A 19743-nucleotide genomic window follows, 5' to 3' on the forward strand; every position below is an offset into this window, starting at 1 on the left:
GCAAACGGCCCATGATGTGCCAGCAAGGAGAGAGTGCCCATGAACAACCATCAGACCCGGTTCGGCGACGTGCCGCTGCACATCGGCGGGGAGGCGTATCCTTCCGCGAGCGAGCAGTGGATCGAGGTGACCGATCCGGCGGATCAGAGCCTGCTGGCGCGGGTGCCGAAGGCCACCTCGGCGGAAATTGAACTGGCGGTGCGCACCGCTCACGACGCCTATCTGCTGTGGCGAGAGGTGCCGGCCTCCGAGCGAGCCCGGGTGATGTTCAACTACCAGCATCTCTTAAAGACGCATCACGACGAGCTGGCGGCCCTGCTGGCCCAGGAGACCGGCAAGAATCTGGCGGATGCCAAGGGGGATGTGTGGCGCGGCATCGAGGTGGTGGAGCAGGCCTGCGCCATCGCGAGCCAAACCCTGGGGGAGACCATGGGCAACGTGGCGCGGCGGGTCGACGGCCACTCCTGGGTGCAGCCGCTCGGGGTCTGCCTTGGCATCACTCCCTTCAACTTTCCGGCCATGATCCCGCTCTGGATGTTCCCGCTGGCGGTGGCCTGCGGCAACGGCTTCGTGCTCAAGCCCTCCGAGCAGGATCCGCTCACCCCCATGCGCCTGGTCGAACTGTTTGCCGAGGCGGGGGCCCCCAAGGGCATTCTGTCGGTGGTGCACGGCGGCGCCGAGCAGGTGGATGCGCTGCTGGCCCATCCCGACATCAAGGCGGTCAGTTTCGTCGGCTCGGCCCGGGTTGGCGGCCACGTCTATCGCAGCGCCACGTCGCAGCTCAAGCGGGCCCAGTGCTTTGTCGGTGCCAAGAACCACATGGTGATCATGCCGGATGCCAACAAGGCGCAGGTGCTGAGCAATCTGGTGGGGGCCGGGGTCGGCGCCGCCGGTCAGCGCTGCATGGCCATCAGCGTGGCGGTGTTCGTGGGCAGTGCCCGGGAGTGGATCCCCGAGCTCGCCGCCGAGTTCGCCAAGGTGAAGCCCGGCGTCTGGCACGATCCAGAGGCCGCCTATGGCCCGCTTATCAGCCCGGAGGCCAAAGTCAGGGTGGAGGGGCTCATCGAGGCGGGGATCGCCGAGGGGGCCGAGTGCCTGCTGGACGGCCGTTTTTGCGACGTGGCCGGCTACCCGGTGGGCAACTGGGTGGGGCCGACCCTGTTTCGCGGCGTGAGCCCAGAGATGCGCATCTACAAGGAGGAGATCTTCGGGCCCGTGCTGGCCTGTCTCGAGGTGGCGAGCCTCGATGAGGCGCTCGCCCTCATCAACGACAACCCCTACGGCAACGGCACCTCCATCTTCACCGGTTGCGGTGCTGCTGCCCGCAAGTTTCGTCACGAGGTGGCGGTGGGCCAGGTGGGGATCAACGTGCCCATCCCGGTGCCGCTGCCGTTTTTCTCCTTCACCGGCTGGCGCGGCTCCTTCTACGGGGATCTGCACGCCTACGGCAAGCAGGCGGTGCGTTTTTACACCGAGACCAAGACGGTCACCGAACGCTGGTTCGACGAAGACATCCCCAGCGGTCCCAACATGACGATTCAGCTGCGCTGATGGCAGGTTGCCCAGGCGCACCCACTGACAGAAACGGATCGAACAAGTACAAGGAAGCGAACAAGATGGATTTTACGTTGACCCCGGATCAGCAGGCCTATGTGGAGGCCGCCAGTGCCTTCGCCGAGGAGGCGCTCAAGCCCCACGCCGCGCGCTGGGACAAGGAACATGAATTTCCCATCCCTACCATCAAGCAGGCGGCGGCACTCGGCTTTTGCGGCCTCTACACCCCGGAGCAGTATGGCGGCCTCGGCCTGCCGAGGCTCGATGCCAGCCTCATCTTCGAGCGCCTCGCCATGGGCTGCACCTCCACTACCGCCTATCTGACCATCCACAACATGGTGAGCTGGATGCTGGGCAGCTGGCTGCCTTCCGAGGTGGCCGAGGAGTGGGTACCAAGGCTCGCCAGCGGCGAACTACTGGGCTCCTACTGCCTCACTGAGCCGGGCGCAGGATCCGATGCCGCGGCCCTCAAGACCCGCGCCGTGCGTGACGGCGAGGATTACCTTCTCGATGGCAGCAAGGTGTTCATCTCGGGCGCCGGCAGCACCGACGTGCTGGTGGTGATGGCCCGCACCGGTGGCGAGGGGGCGAAGGGGATCTCCGCCTTCATGGTACCGGCCCAGACCCCCGGCGTGAGTTATGGCAAGGCGGAGGAGAAGATGGGTTGGAACAGCCAGCCGACCCGGGAGGTGAACTTCAGTGCTGTGCGCATTCCCGCCCGTTACCGGCTGGGGCAGGAGGGGGAAGGGTTCAAGTTCGCCATGCAGGCGCTCGATGGCGGGCGCATCAACATCGCTACCTGTTCTGTGGGCACCGCCCAGCAGGCCCTCGACGATGCCCTGGCCCATGTGCAGCAGCGCCAGCAATTTGGCCACCCGATCAGCGAATTCCAGAGCGTGCAGTTCCGCCTGGCCGACATGGCCACCGAACTGGCGGCCGCCCGGCTGCTGGTGCGTCAGGCCGCCGCCAGGCTCGATGCCGGGGCACCGGACAAGAGCGCCTGGTGCGCCATGGCCAAGCGTTTTGCCACCGACGTGGGGCACCGCGTCTGCGACGACGCCCTGCAACTCTTTGGCGGCTATGGTTATATCCGCGAGTACCCGCTCGAGCGCTACCTGCGCGATACCCGGGTCCACCGCATTCTGGAAGGGACGAATGAAGTGATGCGGCTCATCATCGCCCGCCGTCTGCTGGCCGAACCCGGGCTGGCGCTGGAGTAGCGGGAGGGCCGCCGTGCCCGTTGCCCGCCCTGACGACGCGGCTGGCGTGACTCGTCGTCAGGCTTTGTGAGCCAGCCGCAGGTCGGCTCCATTCAACCCTGTCATCATGGGGCAGGTTTTTTGACAAGGACAACGCAATGACAAGGATCAGGCTCGAATATCACGGTCACGTGGCCTACATCACCCTCGACCATCCTCCCGCCAACACCTGGACCCTCGCCAGCCTGCAGGCCTTCTTGCAGATGATGGTGGAGCTCGACGGCCGCCCCGACGTGGTGGCGCTGGTGATCCGCGGGGCCGGGGACAAATTCTTCTGCGCCGGTGCCGATCTCAACATGTTTGCCGACGGCAACCTGGAGCACGCCCGCGAAGTGGCCGAGGCCTTTGGCCGCGCCTTCGAGGCACTGGCCCGCTTTCATGGTGTCAGCATCGCCGCCATCAACGGCTACGCCATGGGCGGGGGCCTCGAGGTAGCGCTGGCCTGCGACATCCGCATCGCCGAGCAGCAGGCCAAGCTGGGCCTGCCGGAGGCCTCGGTGGGCTTGCTGCCCTGCGCCGGCGGCACCCAGCGCCTCACCGAACTGGTGGGGCCGGGCTGGGCCAAGCGGATGATCCTCTGCGGCGAGAAGGTGAGCGCCACCCTGGCCTACGAGATGGGGCTGGTGGAGGAGGTGGTGAAGGAGGGCCATGCCTGGGAGGCGGCGCACCAGATGGCCCAGCTGGTGGAGCGCCAGAGCCCGAGCGCCCTGCGCGCCTGCAAGCAGCTCATCAACCAGGGGCGCAGCGGCCATCGGGACGCGGCACTGCCGCTCGAGCGCAGCCTGTTTCTCACCCTGTTTGACGATGCCAACCAGCGCGAAGGGGTGGCCGCCTTCCTCGAGAAGCGAGCCCCGCGCTGGCACTACGACCAATCCAAGTCGGTGAAGAGTGAGGGAGTGAAGGATGAATGAGGTAATGATGGCGGCCCGCCATGTCGCAGGGGCTGATACCCGGTCTGCGGGGGCTCGCCATGAGTGAGCCTGTGCGCATCGAGACCCACCCCACGGCGGATGGTGGCCAGATCGGCATACTGACCCTAGACAGCCCCGCCTCCCTCAACGCCCTGAGCCTTGAGATGATCCAGTTGTTGCAGGCGGCGCTGACCCGCTGGGAGCAGGATCCGGCCATCGTCTGCGTGCTGCTGCAGGGGGCCGGCGAGAAGGCGTTTTGCGCCGGTGGCGACATCCGCTCCTTCTACTACCGCAAACAGGAGGTGAGCGAGTCGGCACTGTTTGGCTATGCCCGCGACTTCTTCGAGCAGGAGTACCGGCTCGATCACCATATCCATCGCTACAGCAAGCCCCTCATCTGCGTGGCGGACGGCATCTGCATGGGCGGCGGCATCGGCCTCTTTGCCGGTGCCGGGTTCAGGGTGGTGACTGAAAAGAGCCTGTTCGCCATGCCGGAGGTGACCATCGGCCTCTACCCCGATGTGGGGGCCAGCTGGTTTTTGAGCCGCATGCCGGGGCGGCTCGGGCTCTGGCTCGGCCTCACCGGAGCCCGCTTCAACGGGGCGGACGCCATCGGCCTGGGTCTGGCGGATCACGCCATGGCGAGCCGCGAGCGGGTGGAGCTGCCGGCGCGCCTCGCCGCCCTCGACTGGTCTGACTCTGCCGATACTGGCGAGCAGATTGAGGGGCTGCTGGCCGGTTTGCAGCGATCCCTTGGCCAGACGCTGCCGGCCCCCGTGCTCTTGCCCCACCAGGAGCGCATCGATGCGCTGTTGGCCGGCCGCTCCCTGCAAGGGGTGTTGGCACGCCTCGCGGGCACCGAGCTGGACGAACCGGCGCTGGCCCTGGCGCGGGAGACCTGCCAGAGCGGCAGCCCCATCAGCCGCGCCATCCTCTGGCGTCAGTTCTGGCAGGCTCGGCGCCAGTCGCTGGCCGAGGTGTTTGCCGACGAGCTGGCCCTCTCGGTCAACTGCGTGCTCAAAGGGGATTTCGTGGAAGGGGTGCGGGCCCTGCTCATCGACAAGGACAAATCACCCCGCTGGCAGGCCCCGCAGGCGGGCGAGGCCTGGCTGGATGACTTCTATCGTTGGCCCGAGGGGAACAACCCCCTGCGTCCCTGCTGACGGGCGATCACACACAAGGAACAGACCATGACAAGGATTGGATTTATCGGGCTTGGCAACATGGGGGGCCCCATGGCCGCCAACCTGGCCAGGGCGGGGCACACGGTACAGGTGTTTGATCTGGTGGCCGAGAGCCTGACCCGCGCCATCGAGGCCGGCTGCATCGCCGCCGGCGATGCCCGCGAGGCGGTGAGCGGCTGCGAGCTGGTGATCAGCATGCTGCCGGCGGGCGAGCATGTGCGCAGCCTCTGGCTGGGTGAGAGTGCCGGTGAGCGGGGCGGGCAGGATCTGCTGGCAGCCCTGCCGCTTGGCGCCCTGGTCATCGACTGCTCCACCATCGACGTGGCCTCGGCCCGTCAGGTGGGGGCGGCGGCGCAGGCGCGCGGCATCCGTTTTCTCGATGCCCCTGTTTCGGGGGGGGTGGCCGGCGCGGCGGCGGGCACGCTCACCTTCATCGTCGGTGGCGAACAAGCGGATTTTGAGGCGGCCAAACCCGTGCTCGCCTGCATGGGGCAGAACCTGTTTCACGCCGGGGCGCTCGGCGCTGGCCAGATCGCCAAGATGTGCAACAACATGCTGCTCGCCATCCACATGGCGGGCACTGCGGAAGCGCTGGCGCTCGGGGTCAAGGAGGGGCTGGATCCGGGCGTGCTCTCCACCATCATGGGCAAGAGCTCGGGCAACAACTGGAGTCTCGAGCGCTACAACCCCTGGCCCGGGGTGATGGAAAACGTACCGGCGTCGCGCAACTATCAGGGGGGCTTCATGACCCGGTTGATGGTCAAAGACTTAGGATTGGCCATGGCCCTGGCCGAGCATGCCCACAGCGCCGTGCCGATGGGGGCCCTGGCCCGCAACCTCTTCAACCTGCACGCCAGCAAGGGGCAGGGGAACAAGGATTTCTCCAGCATTCTCGAACTCTATCGGGACAAGACAGCGCCGGATTAAGGGCCGCTATCTACCTTTTTACCCGATAGTCTTTGACTCGACAGTCACCGGCCATCTCACCAGGAGCATTTATGGATATCACACAGAAAGTTATCGCCATCACGGGGGCGGGCAGGGGGCTGGGCCGCGCCATCGCCCTGAGTCTGGCGGAGCAGGGGGCGCAACTTGCGCTCATCGACGTCAACCGCACCGATCTGGAGGTGACCGAGGCGGAAGTGCGCAGCCGTGACGGCCAGTGCGCCCTATTCGTCTGCAACGTGGCGAGCGAGCCGGAGGTCGAGGCGACCTTTGCCGCCATCAAGGGACAGTTCGGTGCCCTGCACGGCCTCATCAACTGTGCCGGCATTCTGCGCGACGGCATGCTGATCAAGGTGAAGGAGGGGGTGCTGACGGAGAAGATGAGCCTGGCCCAGTGGCAGAGCGTCATCGACGTCAACCTCACCGGCTCCTTCCTGTGCGGGCGCGAGGGGGCGGCGTTGATGGCCACCGGCGGGGAGGGGGGCGTCATCATCAACATCTCCTCCATCGCCCGCGCCGGCAACATCGGCCAGAGCAACTATGCCGCCAGCAAGGCGGGGGTGGCCTCGCTGGTGGTCACCTGGGGGAAGGAGCTGGCTCGCCACGGCATCCGGGTGATGGGTATTGCTCCCGGGGTGTTTGCCACCGACATGACGGCGGCGATGAAGCCGGAGGCGATGGCCCGCATGCAGCAGGCCATCCCGGTGGGCACCCTCGGGCAGGCGGCGCAGCTGGCCCAGACGGTGCATTTTATTCTCGCCAATGACTATCTGTCGGGGCGGATGATCGAGCTGGACGGCGGCTTGCGCCTCTGAATATCGGCGCTCTTTTGCAGATGCCCCTGGCCCTCGGCGCAGGGGCATTTTTATTGAAACGTTTGTCAGCAACCGGGTTTGTCGACCTCGGCCGCAAGCTGCATTCTCATGCAGGTCTGATCCGTAAAAACGGGGCTCAGGTCATGGAAAAATGTGAAATATCAACGGGTCTTTCTTAATTTGAACCAGCTCACAGGCCCCCGGGGTCAGTGCTGTAAAATTGCGCGCGGTCAAGACGGTGCATGATTGACGGTACGAGGGATTGCGGTCGGAATAGTCATGCAATATAGTTGCCGCCTTTTTCACGGGGTACGGATTTCTAGCCCCTCCCATATTGCGCGCAGTATGAATACGGACGCTCTGCCGCCGCCTAATTAAACAGGATTGAGATGGACAAGAAACTGGGGCTTGGTGCCCTCATCTCGCTGGTGATCGGCTCCATGGTCGGTGCCGGAGTCTTCAGTCTGCCGCAAAACATTGCCGCTCATGCCAGTGCCGGGGCCGTCGCGCTGGGATGGGCCATCACCGGTATCGGCATGATCTGCCTCGCACTGGTGTATCAGAACCTCTCCATGCGTCGCCCGGATCTCGATGGTGGCATCTTCAGCTATGCCAAGGCCGGTTTCGGCGATTTCATCGGCTTCAACGCCGCCTGGGGCTACTGGCTCTGTCAGTTGCTGGCCAACGTCTCCTACGCCATCGTGGTGTTCAGTGCGCTGAGCTACTTCTTCGACACGCCGGACAAGGTCATCTTCGGTGACGGCAACACGCCGGTGGCCATCACCTTGGCGTCCATCCTGATCTGGTCGGTGCACGCCCTGGTGCTGCGCGGCATTCAGGTGGCGGCGCTGGTGAACATCGTCACCACCATCGCCAAGATGGTGCCGCTCATCGTGTTCTGCGTGGCCATCCTGCTCGCCTTCAACATGGAGACCTTCACCCTGGATATCTGGGGTCAGGGCACCCCTGAACTGGGTTCGGTGATGGATCAGGTCAAGTCCACCATGAAGGTGACGCTCTGGGTCTTCATCGGCATCGAGGGGGCCGTGGTGGTCTCCGCCCGTGCCCGTCATCGCAAGGATGTAGGCCGTGCCACCGTGCTGGCGCTGCTGGGGGCCCTGGCGCTCTACGTGATGGTGACCCTGTTCTCGCTGGGGGTCATGAACCAGCCGCAACTGGCGGCCCTCAAGAATCCCTCCACCGCCATGATCCTGGAGGCCGTGGTTGGCCCCTGGGGCGCCTGGCTCATCAACATCGGCCTGGTGATCTCGGTGATGGGGGCCCTGCTGAGCTGGACCGTGCTGGCGGCGGAAGTGCCCTACATCGCGGGCAAGACCGGCGTGTTCCCCGGCTGGTTTGCCAAGGAGAACAAGAACGGCTCGCCGCAGGTGTCGCTCTGGTGCTCCACCTGCCTGGTGCAGACCTTCCTCATCATCATCTACTTCCAGAGCAGCACCTATCTGGCGCTGGTCAACATCGCCACCTCGGCGGCGCTGGTGCCCTACGTCTTCTCCGGTGCCTACGGGCTGAAGCTGGCGCTGAAAGGGGAGACCTACGCAGGCCAGCCCCATCAGCGCAAGCGCGACCTGCTCCTGGCGCTGGTGGCCACCGGCTACGGCTGCTGGCTGGTCTATGCCGCCGGGGTCGAGTACCTGCTGCTGGTGGCGCTGCTCTACAGCCCCGGCATCTTCATCTACTGGAAGGCGCGCCAGCACCACGGGCTGCGCGGCCTCAACCGGCTGGAGCAGGGGATGACGGCGGCCCTGCTCGGTTGCGCGGTGCTGGCCTTCTACAAGGTGATGGACGGTACCATTCCCTTGAGTTAACCGGCACAATAAAGAGATGGCCCAAGGGCCATCTCTTTTTTTATGTGCAGCGCACTCTTTGCTCGCTGCACCGCCTCGGAAGGAATTTTTATGCTGTTTATGGGTTATCTGCTGCTGGGGGCGTTCGCCGGCATGCTGGCGGGATTGTTCGGCATCGGCGGCGGTCTCATCATCGTCCCCGTGCTGGTGCTGAGCTTTCACGCCCAGGGCGTTGCGCCCGACATCATTACCCATCTGGCACTAGGTACCTCGCTGCCCACCATGATCTTCACCGGCTTCAGCTCGCTGCGTGCCCACCAGGAGGCCGGTGCGGTCGACTGGGTGATGATCCGCCGGCTCGGCGCCGGCATGCTGGTCGGGGCCTGGCTCGGCGGAATGACCGCCAACCTGCTCAGCGCCAGCACCCTCAACATCATCATCGGCTGCTTCGCCTGGACCATGGCGTTGCAGATGGGGCTCAACCTCAAGCCCAAGGCGGAGCGTCATCTGCCGGGGGCGCTCGGCACCGGCATCGCCGGCACCGTCATCGGCTGGATGTCGGCCTTGTTCGGCATCGGTGGCGGCTCGCTGACCGTGCCTTATCTGAGCTGGAACAGCGTGCCGATGCGCAACGCCGTGGCAGCCTCCGCCGCCTGCAGCATGCCCATCGCCCTGGCGGGCAGCCTCAGCTACCTCTACGCCGGCTGGAACAATCCAGACCTGCCAGAGTGGAGCCTGGGGTTCATCTACCTGCCGGCGCTGCTCGGCATCGTGCTCACCAGTACCCAGTTTGCCCGGGTGGGGGCCAAGCTGGCGCACCGGCTCTCTCCCCAGCGGCTCAAGCAGGCATTCGCCCTGCTGATGCTGCTGGTGGGCGCCAAATTCATGCTGTTTAGCTGAACCCTTGGCCAGATTGTTGAAAAATAAGGCGAACAGCATGAGCGAGGGCAGAAAGCCGTTGCATTGAGAGGCCAGTTTGCCTATTCTCCTCGCCGGTGGTCCTATTGGTCCTCTCGCATTGATAACCCGTCGACCTGGTCAGGACCGGAAGGTAGCAGCCAAGGCGGGGGACTCGAGTGCCGGGATGTGGCTGGTAGGGCCACCACTTGTTTCTGCAATTCAATAAGTTACAGCTAATAGCCCCCTTCAGATCGCTTGGTAATCCACTTTGTGTGGATGAGTCAGGCCTCTTAATCTCGGATCTCCGACCCTCTGCAGCAACTTATCAGGTACGACCGCAAGGTGCCTGGAGTCTGGTGCAAACTTCCCCTTGATCTTCAGGGCCGGCACCTTACGCGAGCATTTTCCCTTCAGTCACTTTCCGTGGGCTCTATTGCCATTTCATCCTCTTTATTCTCACCCCGCTACGACCCTTTTTCGAAAGAGAAGTGCTTGCCGTGCACCAACGCCCAAGCCCGGAACGCACCCAGCAATCAGCAACCCCGAGCGCTTATCTGGGACGTTATGTCGGTTGCAGTGACCCCGTGCCGGCCAGATGGGCCTGCGCCAGTTCATCCATGTCGAGCACATAGTCGCGCTTGTCCGCGAGGCAGGCTATCGCTAGATCGATGAAGTGGCGTACCCGGGCGGGCTGGGCGGCGCGACTGCCATAGTAGAGAAACAGGCCGTGCATCTGGGTCATGTGCTCGAGCAGCAGGGGCACCAGGCGGCCGGCGCGGATATGCGCCGCTGCCGTCGGCCCGGCCAGCTGGCCGATGACGTCGCCAGCCAGCACGGCCCCCAGCTCCACCATCTCGTCGTTGGTGGAGAGTGCCGGGCGTACCGGATGTTCCTGCAGTTCGTCCCCTATCTTGACATGCCAGGGCACCAGGCGACCGTTGCCCGCGTGGCGAAAGGCACTGCAGCGGTGCAGGCCGAGATCATGCAGGGTGAGGGGCACGCCATATTTGCGCAGATAAGCGGGGGCGGCGCAGATGATGAGCTGCATGGGGAACAGGCGGCGCGCGATCAGCCCCTCCTGAGGAGAGATGCCGATGCGCAACCCCACATCGACCCGCTCCTCCACCCAGTTGCCGACCCTGTCATCGAGCTGGATATCCGGTTGCACATCGGGATAGCGCCGGCAGTACTCCTCCAGCACCGGCCCTATGATGGTCTGCACCACGGAACGCGGGCCCACGATCCGCAGCGGACCGGCGAACTCCTCACGGGTCTGGCGCGCTGCCGTCAGAGCCTGTTGCAGGCCGAGCAGGGCAGGCTGCGACGCCTCCAGAAACCGCTGACCCTCTTCGGTCAGCGACATGCTGCGGGTGGTGCGATGAAACAGACGCACCCCCAGATACGCTTCCAGCTGGCCGAGCGCCTTGCTGGCGGCCTGAGGGGAGATCTGCTGAGCCTCGGCCGCCTTGCTGAGACTGCCCAGCTCGGCCGTGTGGACGAAGGTGGTGATGGATCGCAATTCGTTGATCATGGTCTTGCTCATGGATTTACATCATTTGGTTGTAACTGATTCCGCTATTTACCGTCTAGTTCGATGTTTATCCCATCTCTATAGTTCGTCCATCCAACGTGCCAGCCTTTAACGCTTGTCTCCCACCGGTTGGGTTGAGACAAGAGGCTGAGCATCCATGGTTATCAGGGCAGTTCCGGCTGCATTGTGAGAACAGGAGCAAACATGCAAACACGTCAATTGGGTAACAGCGGGCTGACGGTGTCCGCCATCGGTCTGGGTTGCATGGGCTTGAGCTTTGGCTATGGCCCCGCGACCGACAAGGCAGAGGCGATCGCCCTGATCCGGCGTGCCTTTGAGCTCGGGGTCACCTTCTTCGATACCGCCGAGGCCTATGGCCCGGGCGACAACGAGTTGTTGCTGGGAGAGGCGCTGGCCCCGTTTCGCGACAAGGTGGTGATCGCCACCAAGTTCGGCTTCAAAAATGGCAAGGTGCCTGATGGGCTGGACAGTCGGCCGGAGAATATCCGCGCCGTGGCGGAAGCATCGCTGCGCCGCCTCAACACCGACGTCATCGATCTCTTCTACCAGCACCGCGTCGATCCCGATGTGCCGATGGAAGACGTCGCAGGGACGGTGCGCGATCTTATTCAGGAGGGCAAGGTGCGTCACTTCGGCCTGTCCGAGGCCGGCGTCGATTCCATCCGCCGTGCCCACAAGGTGCAGTCAGTAGCGGCGCTGCAGAGCGAATACTCCCTCTGGTGGCGGGAGCCGGAGCAGGGGATCCTGCCGCTGCTTGACGAGCTGGGGATAGGTTTTGTGCCGTTCAGCCCGCTCGGCAAGGGCTTTCTGACGGGAGCCATCAAGGCTGATACCCGGTTCGAGGCGAACGATTTTCGCAGCATAGTGCCGCGCTTTGCCGAAGGCGCCCGCGCGGCCAACCTGCGCCTGGTGGAGGTGCTGGGGGATCTGGCCGCCAGCAAGGGGGTGACGCCAGCCCAGATTGCGCTTGCCTGGTTGCTGGCCCAGCGGTCCTGGATCGTGCCCATTCCGGGCACCACCAAGCTGCACCGGCTGGAAGAGAACCTGGGGGCGGCTGCCATCAGGCTCGGCAGCCGCGAGCTGGCCGATATTGACGCCGCCGTGGCAGGCATCGAGCTGGAAGGGGGGCGCTACCCGGCGCACCTGGGAAAACTGGTGGGGCGCTGAGGCTCCCTGCTGGAAAGCGAGCCCGGCCACTGCCGCGTGTCGAGACGCTGGTTCGCGTCGCCCCGGTTGGCCGGGGCCGTTCTGTTGTTATGACTCACAGGAGCCGCGATGGCCGGTATCATCTCGCCTGTAGTGCAATCGGGGCTGCCCGAACACCAGGATTCCGCTCAGTATCGGGCGGGCCGGTTTCACAATCTGGTGGCGGGATTGAGCGGCGTTGCCATCTTGAAGGTCACCAAGATGCGGTTACCCGCAGCCAGGCTGACAGGATCCGGCATGGTGGCGGTTCATGTCATGCCAATGACAAACAACACAAGGAGCAGATGATGCAAGCAGTAAAGCTGAACAATGATATCGAGATGCCCCTGCTGGGCTTTGGGGTCTTCCAGATGGCGGCGGCAGAGTGCGAACGTGCCGTCATCGAGGCCATCAATGCAGGTTACCGGCTGATCGATACCGCCGCCTCCTATCAAAATGAAACCCAGGTCGGCAACGGGATTAGGCGGAGTGGCATCGAGCGCGGCGAGCTGTTCATCACCACCAAACTCTGGTTGCAGGATGCCAGCTATGAGGGGGCCAAGGCGCAATTCGAGCGTTCCTTGAACCGCCTGCAGCTCGATTATGTGGATCTTTATCTCATCCACCAGCCCTACGGGGATGTCCACGGCGCCTGGCGGGCGATGGCGGAGTTGCAGCAAGCCGGCAAGGTCCGGGCGATTGGCGTCAGCAACTTCCACCCGGACCGGCTGGCGGATCTCATGGCATTCAACAAGGTGGCGCCCGCCATCAACCAGATAGAGGTGAACCCCTTCAATCAGCAGCTGCATGCCGTGCCCTGGATGCAGAGCAGACATATACAGTCGCAGGCGTGGGCTCCTTTCGCAGAGGGCAGAAACGGACTGTTCCAACACCCGCAGCTGACCGCCATCGGGGCGAGACACGGGAAAAGTGTGGGGCAGGTAGTGCTGCGCTGGCTGTACCAGCGGGGCATAGCGGCGCTGGCCAAGTCTGTGCGCAAGGTGCGGATGGAGGAGAATCTCGCTATCTTCGACTTTGAACTCAGTCATGAGGAGATGGTACAGATAGCGGCGCTCGATACGGCGGTCAGCGCATTCTTCTCGCACCGCGATCCGGCCATGGTGGAGTGGCTGACCCAGCGCAGGCTCGACGTCTGACCGGGGCAATGAGCCATCGAGTCGGGTCATGGCTGACGGCGAACCGCCTGTCGCATCAAGCCGCTTGCCGCAGCTGACGCCCATGGTACTGGGTCTGTACACCCGGTTGCCCAGCTGACGTTGTCTAGCCGTGCTGCACGCGCTCGGGGACATCCTCGGACGGTGGCAGGGCGCTGTCGGGGGCACGTTGCTGGTCACGACCGGCCTGCACGGTACGATTGCGTCCCCGTCGCTTGGCTTCATAAAGTGCCTGGTCGGCCTGCTTCAGGACGACGTTGAGATCGTCATCGCTGCCGGGCCAATGGGCGACCCCGAGCGAGATGGTGATGTGGCCGGCGCCGGGCATGGGGTGCGCGGCGACCCGCTGGCGCAGCCGCTCGGCGATCTCGAAGGCGAGGGGAAGCGACAGCCCGGGCAGCAAGATCAGAAACTCTTCACCGCCGCTGCGGCACACGGTATCGGCCTGTCTGGCACCTTGCTGCATCAGGGTGGCGAGGGTGGCCAGCACCTGATCCCCGACATCATGGCCGAAACCGTCATTGATCTGCTTGAAATGGTCGATATCCAGCGCAATCACGGCGAGGGGTTGATCCAGTGTCTGATAACTGTCGAGCACCTGCTGCATGCCCCGGCGGTTGAACAGGCCGGTCATGGCGTCGGTATGGCTGTCATTGTGCAACTGGGTGATCCGGGTATTGAGCAGCCCCAGCCCCTTGAGCATGGCCTGCTTGAGCTGCGCCGCCTCGAAGTACCAGGCCCGGATCTTGGCGAGGTTCTTGAGCGATTCTTGCTGATCCATCAGCTTGGCCTTGTGGGCCAATTGCCACAGCGGCCTGGAGATGAAGATGGCGGAAATCCAGATGAACAGCAGGATCAGCAGGTTGATGGGAATGATCTTGAGCAGCACCCGCACCATCTGCTGATCCAGCCCGGTCAGGGTGGCGGCGCGGGGACGCTGCGCCACCACTCCCCAGTGGGTCTGCCGGATGGGGGCAAAGCCGGCCAGCATCTCGGTGCCCGTCTCATCGGTCAGCTCGAGCGCCCCCTCTTCGCCGTTCAACACCCGGTCGACCACCCCGTTGTCACGGATTTTTTCACCGACCCTGGCAGAGTCCGGATGATAGATGCGGGTTCTGTTGCGATCGACCACATAGAGGGAGGATCCATCCTGGTAGTAGTGCTGGCCCAGCATGCCGGAGAGCAGATTGGGTGACTGGAGATAGATGGTGCCTGCCACATAGCCGAGATAGTTCTTCTCCTTGTCGAAGATGGGGCTGGAGAGGCTGATGAGATAGTTGCCGGAGAGGGAAATAAACGGATCCGTGATCACCGGCAGCCGGGTCGTGATGGCGGCTCTGGAACCAGCGGAGGTGAGCTTGGCACCCTTGATCTTGAGGGTATCCGGGTAGACGCTCACCACCACGGCGTCGGCATTGACCACGGCCACCGAGTTGAACGTCGCGGTCTGCTGTTGCAAGCGTCGGACTTCACCCAGCAGGACATCGTCATCGGCCATGGCAGGGGCGAGCAGGGTGGCGCTGTAGGCCAGCTGGCTCTGGCTGGACTGGATCATGGTATTGGTCATGTCGGCCAGCTTGGCGGCGTAGACGCGGTTGGCATCCAGGGTATTGGAGATCAACAGCTCCCGTTGCGCCTCGTAGGTGGCATAGAAACTGTTGCTCAGGGTCGCCATGACGCCGACGACGGCCAGCGCCAGGATCAGACGACGCAGATCAATTTTCAATAACCGGTGAAGCAGCATGGCAGTGTGGCATCCGCGATGAGGGTGAGTGATCGTAAAACGATTGATTCTAATGGAGCCAACTGCCGAAAAGCTATCACTATCCAACCCCCTTCTTCACCATAATCACTTGATCGGCAAAGGGATGTCAGCGCTATCACCAAGCGGCCGCCTGCCAGGAGGGGGGAAGGCAGAGGCGCCGAGCAGGCTCATGGCTGCTCTGGAGAAGGCCCCGCTTGCAGCGTGGGAGCTGGCTCACTCAGGTCGGCGACAATCTGCCAGAAGGCGTCGATGAGCGGGCCCTTGCTGTGGGGCGGGCGGATCAGGCCGATGATCCAGCTCGCTTCGGTATCATGCAGCGGCAGGGTCAGCACATCCGGGTGCTCTATGGTGGTGGAGGAGGGCACCAGGGTCCAGGCGATGTCGGCGGCGGCGGTGGCGACGCCGGCGGCGAAGTCGTTGACGTACTGGATATCGCGAAAGCGCAGCCCGCTCTGGGCCAGATAGTTCATCAGGTGATCATAAAACGAGGGGGCCTTGTCCCGGCGCAAGATAGCCAGCGGTTTGTCCACCAGATCCGCCAGTTCGCGCACGCCGGCGTAGCTGGCCGGCAGCACGGCGACAAAGTGTGCTCGCACCACCGGCAGACAGTGCCACCCCTTGGGGGCGGGCAGGCGGCAAAAACCGAGGTCCAGCTTGCCCTCGCTCAAGGCCAGCAGTTGGTGGTGAGTGGAGAGATCGTTGAGCTCTATGGTGACCTGCGGGCGTTCGGTGCGAAAACGGGCGATGGCGGCGGGCACCAGGATCTTGGTGGCAACCCCGAAGCCGATGCGCAGGGTGCCGCTGTTGCCCGCCAGCACGTCACGGGCGGTGCGACCGAGCTGCTCGCTGGCCGCCACCACCGCGCTGGCATCCTGGTAAAGAGCCCGCCCCAGCACGGTGAGGCGGGTACTGCTGGCATTGCGTTCGAACAGCTCGCCGCCCAGCTCCTCTTCCAGCCGCCGTATTTGCTTGCTCAGGGCCGACTGGGTGACGTGCTGGCGTACCGCTGCCTGACCGAAGTGCAGCACTTCTCCCAGGGTGACGAAGGCTTTCAGATCCCGTAACTCCATCCCGGCCCCTATGATTCCTGCTTGGAATGTTGAATGGTTTTATTTGTCATTGGACGGAATTTTATAACTGTTCGATGCTTATGCCAATTCCATTGGGCGCCGCCAGTCGGCGCGATAAAGGTGGCAGGTGCCACCGCCGCAGAAGGAGCAACCCCAGATGCATCACCACAAGTTCAACGACTTCCCCGCCGATTTTCTATGGGGCGCCGCCTCCGCCGCCTACCAGGTGGAAGGGGCCTGGAACGCCGATGGCAAGGGCCCCTCGGTGTGGGATCTGTTCACCAAGCTGCCGGGCAAGACCTTCGAGGGCAGCAATGGCGACGTGGCGGTGGATCACTATCACCGCATGGAGGAGGACGTGGCGCTGATGGCGGAAATGGGGCTCAAGGCCTACCGCTTCTCGGTGAGCTGGCCGCGTATCTATCCCACCGGCCGCGGCGAGGTGAACGAGGCGGGGCTGGCCTTCTACGAGAAACTGATCGATACCCTCTTGGCTCACCAGATAGAGCCGGTGCTCACCCTCTATCACTGGGATTTGCCCCAGGCGCTGCAGGATGAATACGGCGGCTGGGAAGACCGACGCATCATCGAGGATTTCGAGCGCTACTGCGTGACCCTGTATCAGCGTTTTGCCGGCAAGGTGAAATACTGGGTGTCGCTCAACGAGCAGAACTACAACCTGACCAACGCCTATCAGCTCGGCACTCACCCGCCCGCAGTGCAGGACCGCAAGCGCTTCTTTGCCGCCAACCACATCGCGTTTCTGGCCAACGCCCGGGTCATCAAGGCGTTCCGCCAGCACGTGCCGGGGGGGCTGATCGGCCCAAGCTTTGCCTACTCGCCCGCCTATCCGGCGTCGTGCGATCCCAAAGACATGCTGGCGTTTGAAAACGCCGAGGAGTTCACCAACCTCTGGTGGCTGGATGCCTACTGCTTTGGCCGTTATCCGCAGGCGGCGCTTGCCTACCTGCGGGAAACCGGCGAGGCGCCGGATATCCTGCCCGGCGATCTCGAGCTGCTGCGGGAAGGGACGCCCGACTACATCGGCGTCAACTACTACTACACCCTGACCTTCACCGACAACCCGCTCGGCGGCCAGACCCTGCAGCGCATCAATACCACGGGGCAGAAGGGCACCACTCCCTCGAGCGGCATTCCCGGCCTCTACAAGACGGCCCCCAACCCGCACCTTGAGACCAGCAACTGGGACTGGGCCATCGACCCGACCGGGATGCGCATCGCCCTGCGCCGGCTCTCCTCTCGCTACGGTCTGCCGCTGATGATCACCGAGAACGGCCTCGGCGAGTTCGACAAGTTGGCAGCGGGAGATCGGGTGCACGACGACTACCGCATCGACTATTTGCGCAGCCACGTCAAGGCGTGCCAAGAGGCGCTGCAGGACGGGGTGGAACTGCTCGGCTATTGCGCCTGGTCGTTCACCGACATCCTGAGCTGGCTCAACGGCTACCAGAAGCGCTACGGCTTCGTCTTTGTGGAGCGTGACGAGCAGGGCGGCTCCCTGCGCCGGCTCAAGAAGGACAGCTTCTACTGGTACCAGACGGTGATAAGCTCGGGCGGCAAAACGCTCTAAGCAAATCAGCAATACTTTGACAGGCTCCGCCCACCGGCGGGGCCTGTTGTTTTTGGTGGGAACGAGACGGTGAGGCGAAAGATAGGGTGGTCCGCAATGGGATGTGCGTTTAGTGATAGCTGACGTCCACGCTCTCCTCGGCGCTATGGGCCAGATGGGTCATGGCATAGATGAAAAATTCGGCAGGGGAGAGCGGCTTGGAGTAGTAGTAGCCCTGGATCTCGTCCACCCCGATATGGGCCAGCTGCTGCAGTTCATGCAGGCTCTCGACTCCTTCTGCCACTACTACCAGCCCCAGCTGATGGGATAGCTTGGTGATGGACTCGACGAACATGAATTGCCGCGGGTCGGTCTCGATGTTGCTGACGAAGGACTTGTCAATCTTGAGCTTGTCAAAGCTCAGAGACATCAGATAGGAGAAGGAGGACCAGCCGGTGCCGAAATCATCCAGCGCGATGCGCACGTGGATGTGTTTGAGCTCCTTGAAGATGCGCTGGCTGAGCGGCAGATCGTCGAGTGCGATGGTTTCGGTCAGCTCCAGAATGAGCTGTTCGGCGCGCAGCGGGCTCTGTTGCAGCATCTCGTTGACCTGGTGGAACAGGGCCGGGGTGAACATGGAGTTGGAGAGGTTGATGGCCAGCTCCAGCTTGTCCACGAAGCTGGCCGGCAGCTGCGACATGTCGTGGTTGACCCGGCTGAAGATCCATTTGCCGAGCAGCTCGCCGAGGCCGTTCTCCTCCGCCATGGCGATGATATCCAGCGGGTTGATGAAGCCGTATTCGGGATGATGCCAGCGGATCAGCACCTCGGCCCCCATGTTGTAGGCATTGCCCGGTTTTATCACCGGCTGATAGTGCAGATAGAGGGTGCTGTTGGAGATGATATTCAGATGTTCACGCAGTTCGGCGGCCAGTTTCCGGTTGCGGCTGTAGTGTTCGAACATCCGGTGGTTGAACACCTGCAGGTGGTTCTCCTTGAGCTTTTTGGCATTGGCGAGGGCAATGTCGGCGAACAGGATCAGCTCCTCGATCTTGTGGGCGGTGATGGGGTGCTGGCTTATTCCCATGCTAACGCGCACCCGGTGCGCCGGATCGGCCTGAAAGACGGTGGGCCTCAACTCATCCAGCAGCCGGACAAGATAGGGTACACGGTGCTCGATGGGCATGGCGCCATAGATGAAGAGGGCAAATTCATCGCCGCCCATGCGGGCGATGAAGGCCTGGTCATGGGCATACTCTCTGATCTGGTTGGCCACCATGGTGAGCAGCTCATCCCCGGCGGCATAGCCCAGGCTGTCGTTGACCTCCTTGAAGTTGTTCAATTCGACCAGACAGATGGTCAGGGTAGCGTCGGCGGGCTGCTTGCCCTTGGCCAGCCGCTCCAGCCGGGTCATGAAGGCGGCCCGGTTGGGCAGCAGGGTCAGTGGGTCGTTCCAGGCCAGGAAGTATTGCAGCTTCATCTCCCGGGAGACCACGAACAGGATGAGCAGGCCGATGGCCAGCAGGGCGACCAGCACCAGTACGTGCCCTTCCTTGGACTGCTGCAGCTCCTGACGCTGCTTGATGGCGGAGGGGCCGGTGAAGTTCATCACCATCAGATCCCGGATGGAAGGCAGCAGCTTGCTTAGCCTAGTTTCCATCTCGGCCAGCCGGGCTGAATCGGGGGTGGGGTTGACCACGTCCTGCTCATACTCCTTGAGCACCTCAAAGAAGGCGCCGACTCTCTCGCTGGCGTTGAAACGCTCGCGAATGAGAGCGGTCTCCTGCCCGGTCAAGAAGATGTCCAGCCGGTTCCAGGCGATGTCATAGGCCTTGTTCAACTGCCCGGCATCGGTCTGACCGCTGCGATACAGCGACAGCTGCTCGTCAAAACCGTGCAGCTCCAGTTCCAGCTGGGCCAGAGACCAGGCGGAGAGCTGGTTGTATTTGACCATGTCATTGAAGGTGCGATCGTAATTGAAGAGTGACCAGATGGTCACCCCCAGAAAGGAGACCATGATAAAGGCAAGGGAGAGGAACTTGCCCTTGATCAT

General features: G+C 63.3%; 16 protein-coding genes and 1 other RNA gene. 13 read left to right on the forward strand and 4 right to left on the reverse strand.

Annotated elements, in window-relative coordinates; genetic code table 11:
• Window positions 1-39 precede the first annotated feature (39 nt).
• From ACPW75_RS07620 to ffs, 9 genes are all read left to right on the forward strand, one after another.
• Window positions 40-1551: a CoA-acylating methylmalonate-semialdehyde dehydrogenase gene (locus ACPW75_RS07620; protein WP_077097679.1), complete on the forward strand. Its 1512-nt coding sequence runs from the start codon at window positions 40-42 to the stop codon at window positions 1549-1551.
• 65 nt (window positions 1552-1616) lie between these two features.
• Complete coding sequence (locus ACPW75_RS07625) at window positions 1617-2774, forward strand: acyl-CoA dehydrogenase family protein (RefSeq protein ID WP_167825099.1); 1158 nt, start codon at window positions 1617-1619, stop codon at window positions 2772-2774.
• A gap of 137 nt (window positions 2775-2911) precedes the next feature.
• Window positions 2912-3724: an enoyl-CoA hydratase gene (locus ACPW75_RS07630; RefSeq protein ID WP_077097675.1), complete on the forward strand. Its 813-nt coding sequence runs from the start codon at window positions 2912-2914 to the stop codon at window positions 3722-3724.
• 59 nt (window positions 3725-3783) lie between these two features.
• Window positions 3784-4887, forward strand: coding sequence for an enoyl-CoA hydratase/isomerase family protein (locus ACPW75_RS07635; protein WP_190283604.1), 1104 nt, complete (start codon window positions 3784-3786; stop codon window positions 4885-4887).
• 27 nt (window positions 4888-4914) lie between these two features.
• Entirely contained in the window at window positions 4915-5835 is a 921-nt protein-coding gene (gene mmsB, locus ACPW75_RS07640; RefSeq protein WP_190283603.1) for a 3-hydroxyisobutyrate dehydrogenase, read from the forward strand.
• 71 nt (window positions 5836-5906) lie between these two features.
• Complete coding sequence (locus ACPW75_RS07645) at window positions 5907-6668, forward strand: SDR family oxidoreductase (protein ID WP_041218642.1); 762 nt, start codon at window positions 5907-5909, stop codon at window positions 6666-6668.
• A gap of 389 nt (window positions 6669-7057) precedes the next feature.
• Window positions 7058-8494 carry an arginine-ornithine antiporter gene (gene arcD, locus ACPW75_RS07650; protein WP_039214372.1) on the forward strand — a complete coding sequence of 479 codons (1437 nt, stop codon included), beginning with the start codon at window positions 7058-7060 and terminating at the stop codon, window positions 8492-8494.
• Window positions 8495-8584: 90 nt separating this feature from the next.
• Entirely contained in the window at window positions 8585-9373 is a 789-nt protein-coding gene (locus ACPW75_RS07655) for a sulfite exporter TauE/SafE family protein (protein ID WP_011705953.1), read from the forward strand.
• Between the two features lie 102 nt (window positions 9374-9475).
• An RNA gene (gene ffs, locus ACPW75_RS07660) (signal recognition particle sRNA small type) lies at window positions 9476-9572 on the forward strand.
• 363 nt (window positions 9573-9935) lie between these two features.
• Here ffs and ACPW75_RS07665 read toward each other — a convergent pair.
• Entirely contained in the window at window positions 9936-10916 is a 981-nt protein-coding gene (locus ACPW75_RS07665) for a LysR family transcriptional regulator (RefSeq protein WP_081398581.1), read from the reverse strand.
• A 192-nt stretch (window positions 10917-11108) separates the two neighbouring features.
• Here ACPW75_RS07665 and ACPW75_RS07670 point away from each other — a divergent pair, with 192 nt between their 5' ends.
• The 3 genes from ACPW75_RS07670 (at window position 11109) to ACPW75_RS07680 (ending at window position 13267) form a co-directional block, all read left to right on the forward strand.
• Window positions 11109-12092, forward strand: a complete 984-nt coding sequence (locus ACPW75_RS07670) for an aldo/keto reductase (protein ID WP_041218643.1) — start codon at window positions 11109-11111, stop codon at window positions 12090-12092.
• Between the two features lie 108 nt (window positions 12093-12200).
• The gene (locus tag ACPW75_RS07675) at window positions 12201-12419 is read left to right on the forward strand and encodes a hypothetical protein (RefSeq protein ID WP_077095522.1); all 219 of its coding nucleotides are present in this window, start codon (window positions 12201-12203) and stop codon (window positions 12417-12419) included.
• Window positions 12419-13267 (forward strand): aldo/keto reductase, encoded by an 849-nt coding sequence (locus ACPW75_RS07680; protein WP_077095521.1) that lies wholly within the window; start codon window positions 12419-12421, stop codon window positions 13265-13267. Before ACPW75_RS07675 ends, ACPW75_RS07680 begins: the two co-directional genes overlap by 1 nt.
• Window positions 13268-13391: 124 nt before the next feature.
• On the opposite strand, the gene ACPW75_RS07685 is transcribed toward ACPW75_RS07680, so the two are convergent.
• Both ACPW75_RS07685 and ACPW75_RS07690 read right to left on the reverse strand, forming a co-directional pair.
• Window positions 13392-15029 (reverse strand): GGDEF domain-containing protein, encoded by a 1638-nt coding sequence (locus ACPW75_RS07685; RefSeq protein WP_077095520.1) that lies wholly within the window; start codon window positions 15027-15029, stop codon window positions 13392-13394.
• Between the two features lie 188 nt (window positions 15030-15217).
• Window positions 15218-16120 (reverse strand): LysR family transcriptional regulator, encoded by a 903-nt coding sequence (locus tag ACPW75_RS07690; protein ID WP_077095519.1) that lies wholly within the window; start codon window positions 16118-16120, stop codon window positions 15218-15220.
• Between the two features lie 157 nt (window positions 16121-16277).
• Here ACPW75_RS07690 and ACPW75_RS07695 point away from each other — a divergent pair, with 157 nt between their 5' ends.
• On the forward strand, window positions 16278-17711 hold the full coding sequence (locus ACPW75_RS07695) for a glycoside hydrolase family 1 protein (protein ID WP_043161748.1): 1434 nt from the start codon (window positions 16278-16280) through the stop codon (window positions 17709-17711).
• 109 nt (window positions 17712-17820) lie between these two features.
• Here ACPW75_RS07695 and ACPW75_RS07700 read toward each other — a convergent pair whose 3' ends face one another.
• A complete protein-coding gene (locus tag ACPW75_RS07700) occupies window positions 17821-19743 on the reverse strand; it encodes a putative bifunctional diguanylate cyclase/phosphodiesterase (protein WP_179101329.1) in 1923 nt (640 codons plus the stop codon).

Origin of the sequence: Aeromonas sp. FL131 (genome assembly GCF_049860615.1) — a bacterium.
Taxonomy (GTDB): Bacteria; Pseudomonadota; Gammaproteobacteria; order Enterobacterales; family Aeromonadaceae; genus Aeromonas; species Aeromonas hydrophila.

Coding starts and splice junctions, on each gene's coding strand:
- ACPW75_RS07685 (WP_077095520.1), bottom strand. CDS start 15,029: ATGCTGCTTCACCGGTTATTGAAAATTGATCTGCGTCGTCTGATCCTG.
- arcD (WP_039214372.1), top strand. CDS start 7,058: ATGGACAAGAAACTGGGGCTTGGTGCCCTCATCTCGCTGGTGATCGGC.
- ACPW75_RS07620 (WP_077097679.1), top strand. CDS start 40: ATGAACAACCATCAGACCCGGTTCGGCGACGTGCCGCTGCACATCGGC.
- ACPW75_RS07695 (WP_043161748.1), top strand. CDS start 16,278: ATGCATCACCACAAGTTCAACGACTTCCCCGCCGATTTTCTATGGGGC.
- ACPW75_RS07635 (WP_190283604.1), top strand. CDS start 3,784: ATGAGTGAGCCTGTGCGCATCGAGACCCACCCCACGGCGGATGGTGGC.
- mmsB (WP_190283603.1), top strand. CDS start 4,915: ATGACAAGGATTGGATTTATCGGGCTTGGCAACATGGGGGGCCCCATG.
- ACPW75_RS07655 (WP_011705953.1), top strand. CDS start 8,585: ATGCTGTTTATGGGTTATCTGCTGCTGGGGGCGTTCGCCGGCATGCTG.
- ACPW75_RS07630 (WP_077097675.1), top strand. CDS start 2,912: ATGACAAGGATCAGGCTCGAATATCACGGTCACGTGGCCTACATCACC.
- ACPW75_RS07665 (WP_081398581.1), bottom strand. CDS start 10,916: ATGAGCAAGACCATGATCAACGAATTGCGATCCATCACCACCTTCGTC.
- ACPW75_RS07675 (WP_077095522.1), top strand. CDS start 12,201: ATGGCCGGTATCATCTCGCCTGTAGTGCAATCGGGGCTGCCCGAACAC.
- ACPW75_RS07645 (WP_041218642.1), top strand. CDS start 5,907: ATGGATATCACACAGAAAGTTATCGCCATCACGGGGGCGGGCAGGGGG.
- ACPW75_RS07680 (WP_077095521.1), top strand. CDS start 12,419: ATGCAAGCAGTAAAGCTGAACAATGATATCGAGATGCCCCTGCTGGGC.
- ACPW75_RS07690 (WP_077095519.1), bottom strand. CDS start 16,120: ATGGAGTTACGGGATCTGAAAGCCTTCGTCACCCTGGGAGAAGTGCTG.
- ACPW75_RS07625 (WP_167825099.1), top strand. CDS start 1,617: ATGGATTTTACGTTGACCCCGGATCAGCAGGCCTATGTGGAGGCCGCC.
- ACPW75_RS07670 (WP_041218643.1), top strand. CDS start 11,109: ATGCAAACACGTCAATTGGGTAACAGCGGGCTGACGGTGTCCGCCATC.
- ACPW75_RS07700 (WP_179101329.1), bottom strand. CDS start 19,743: ATGATCAAGGGCAAGTTCCTCTCCCTTGCCTTTATCATGGTCTCCTTT.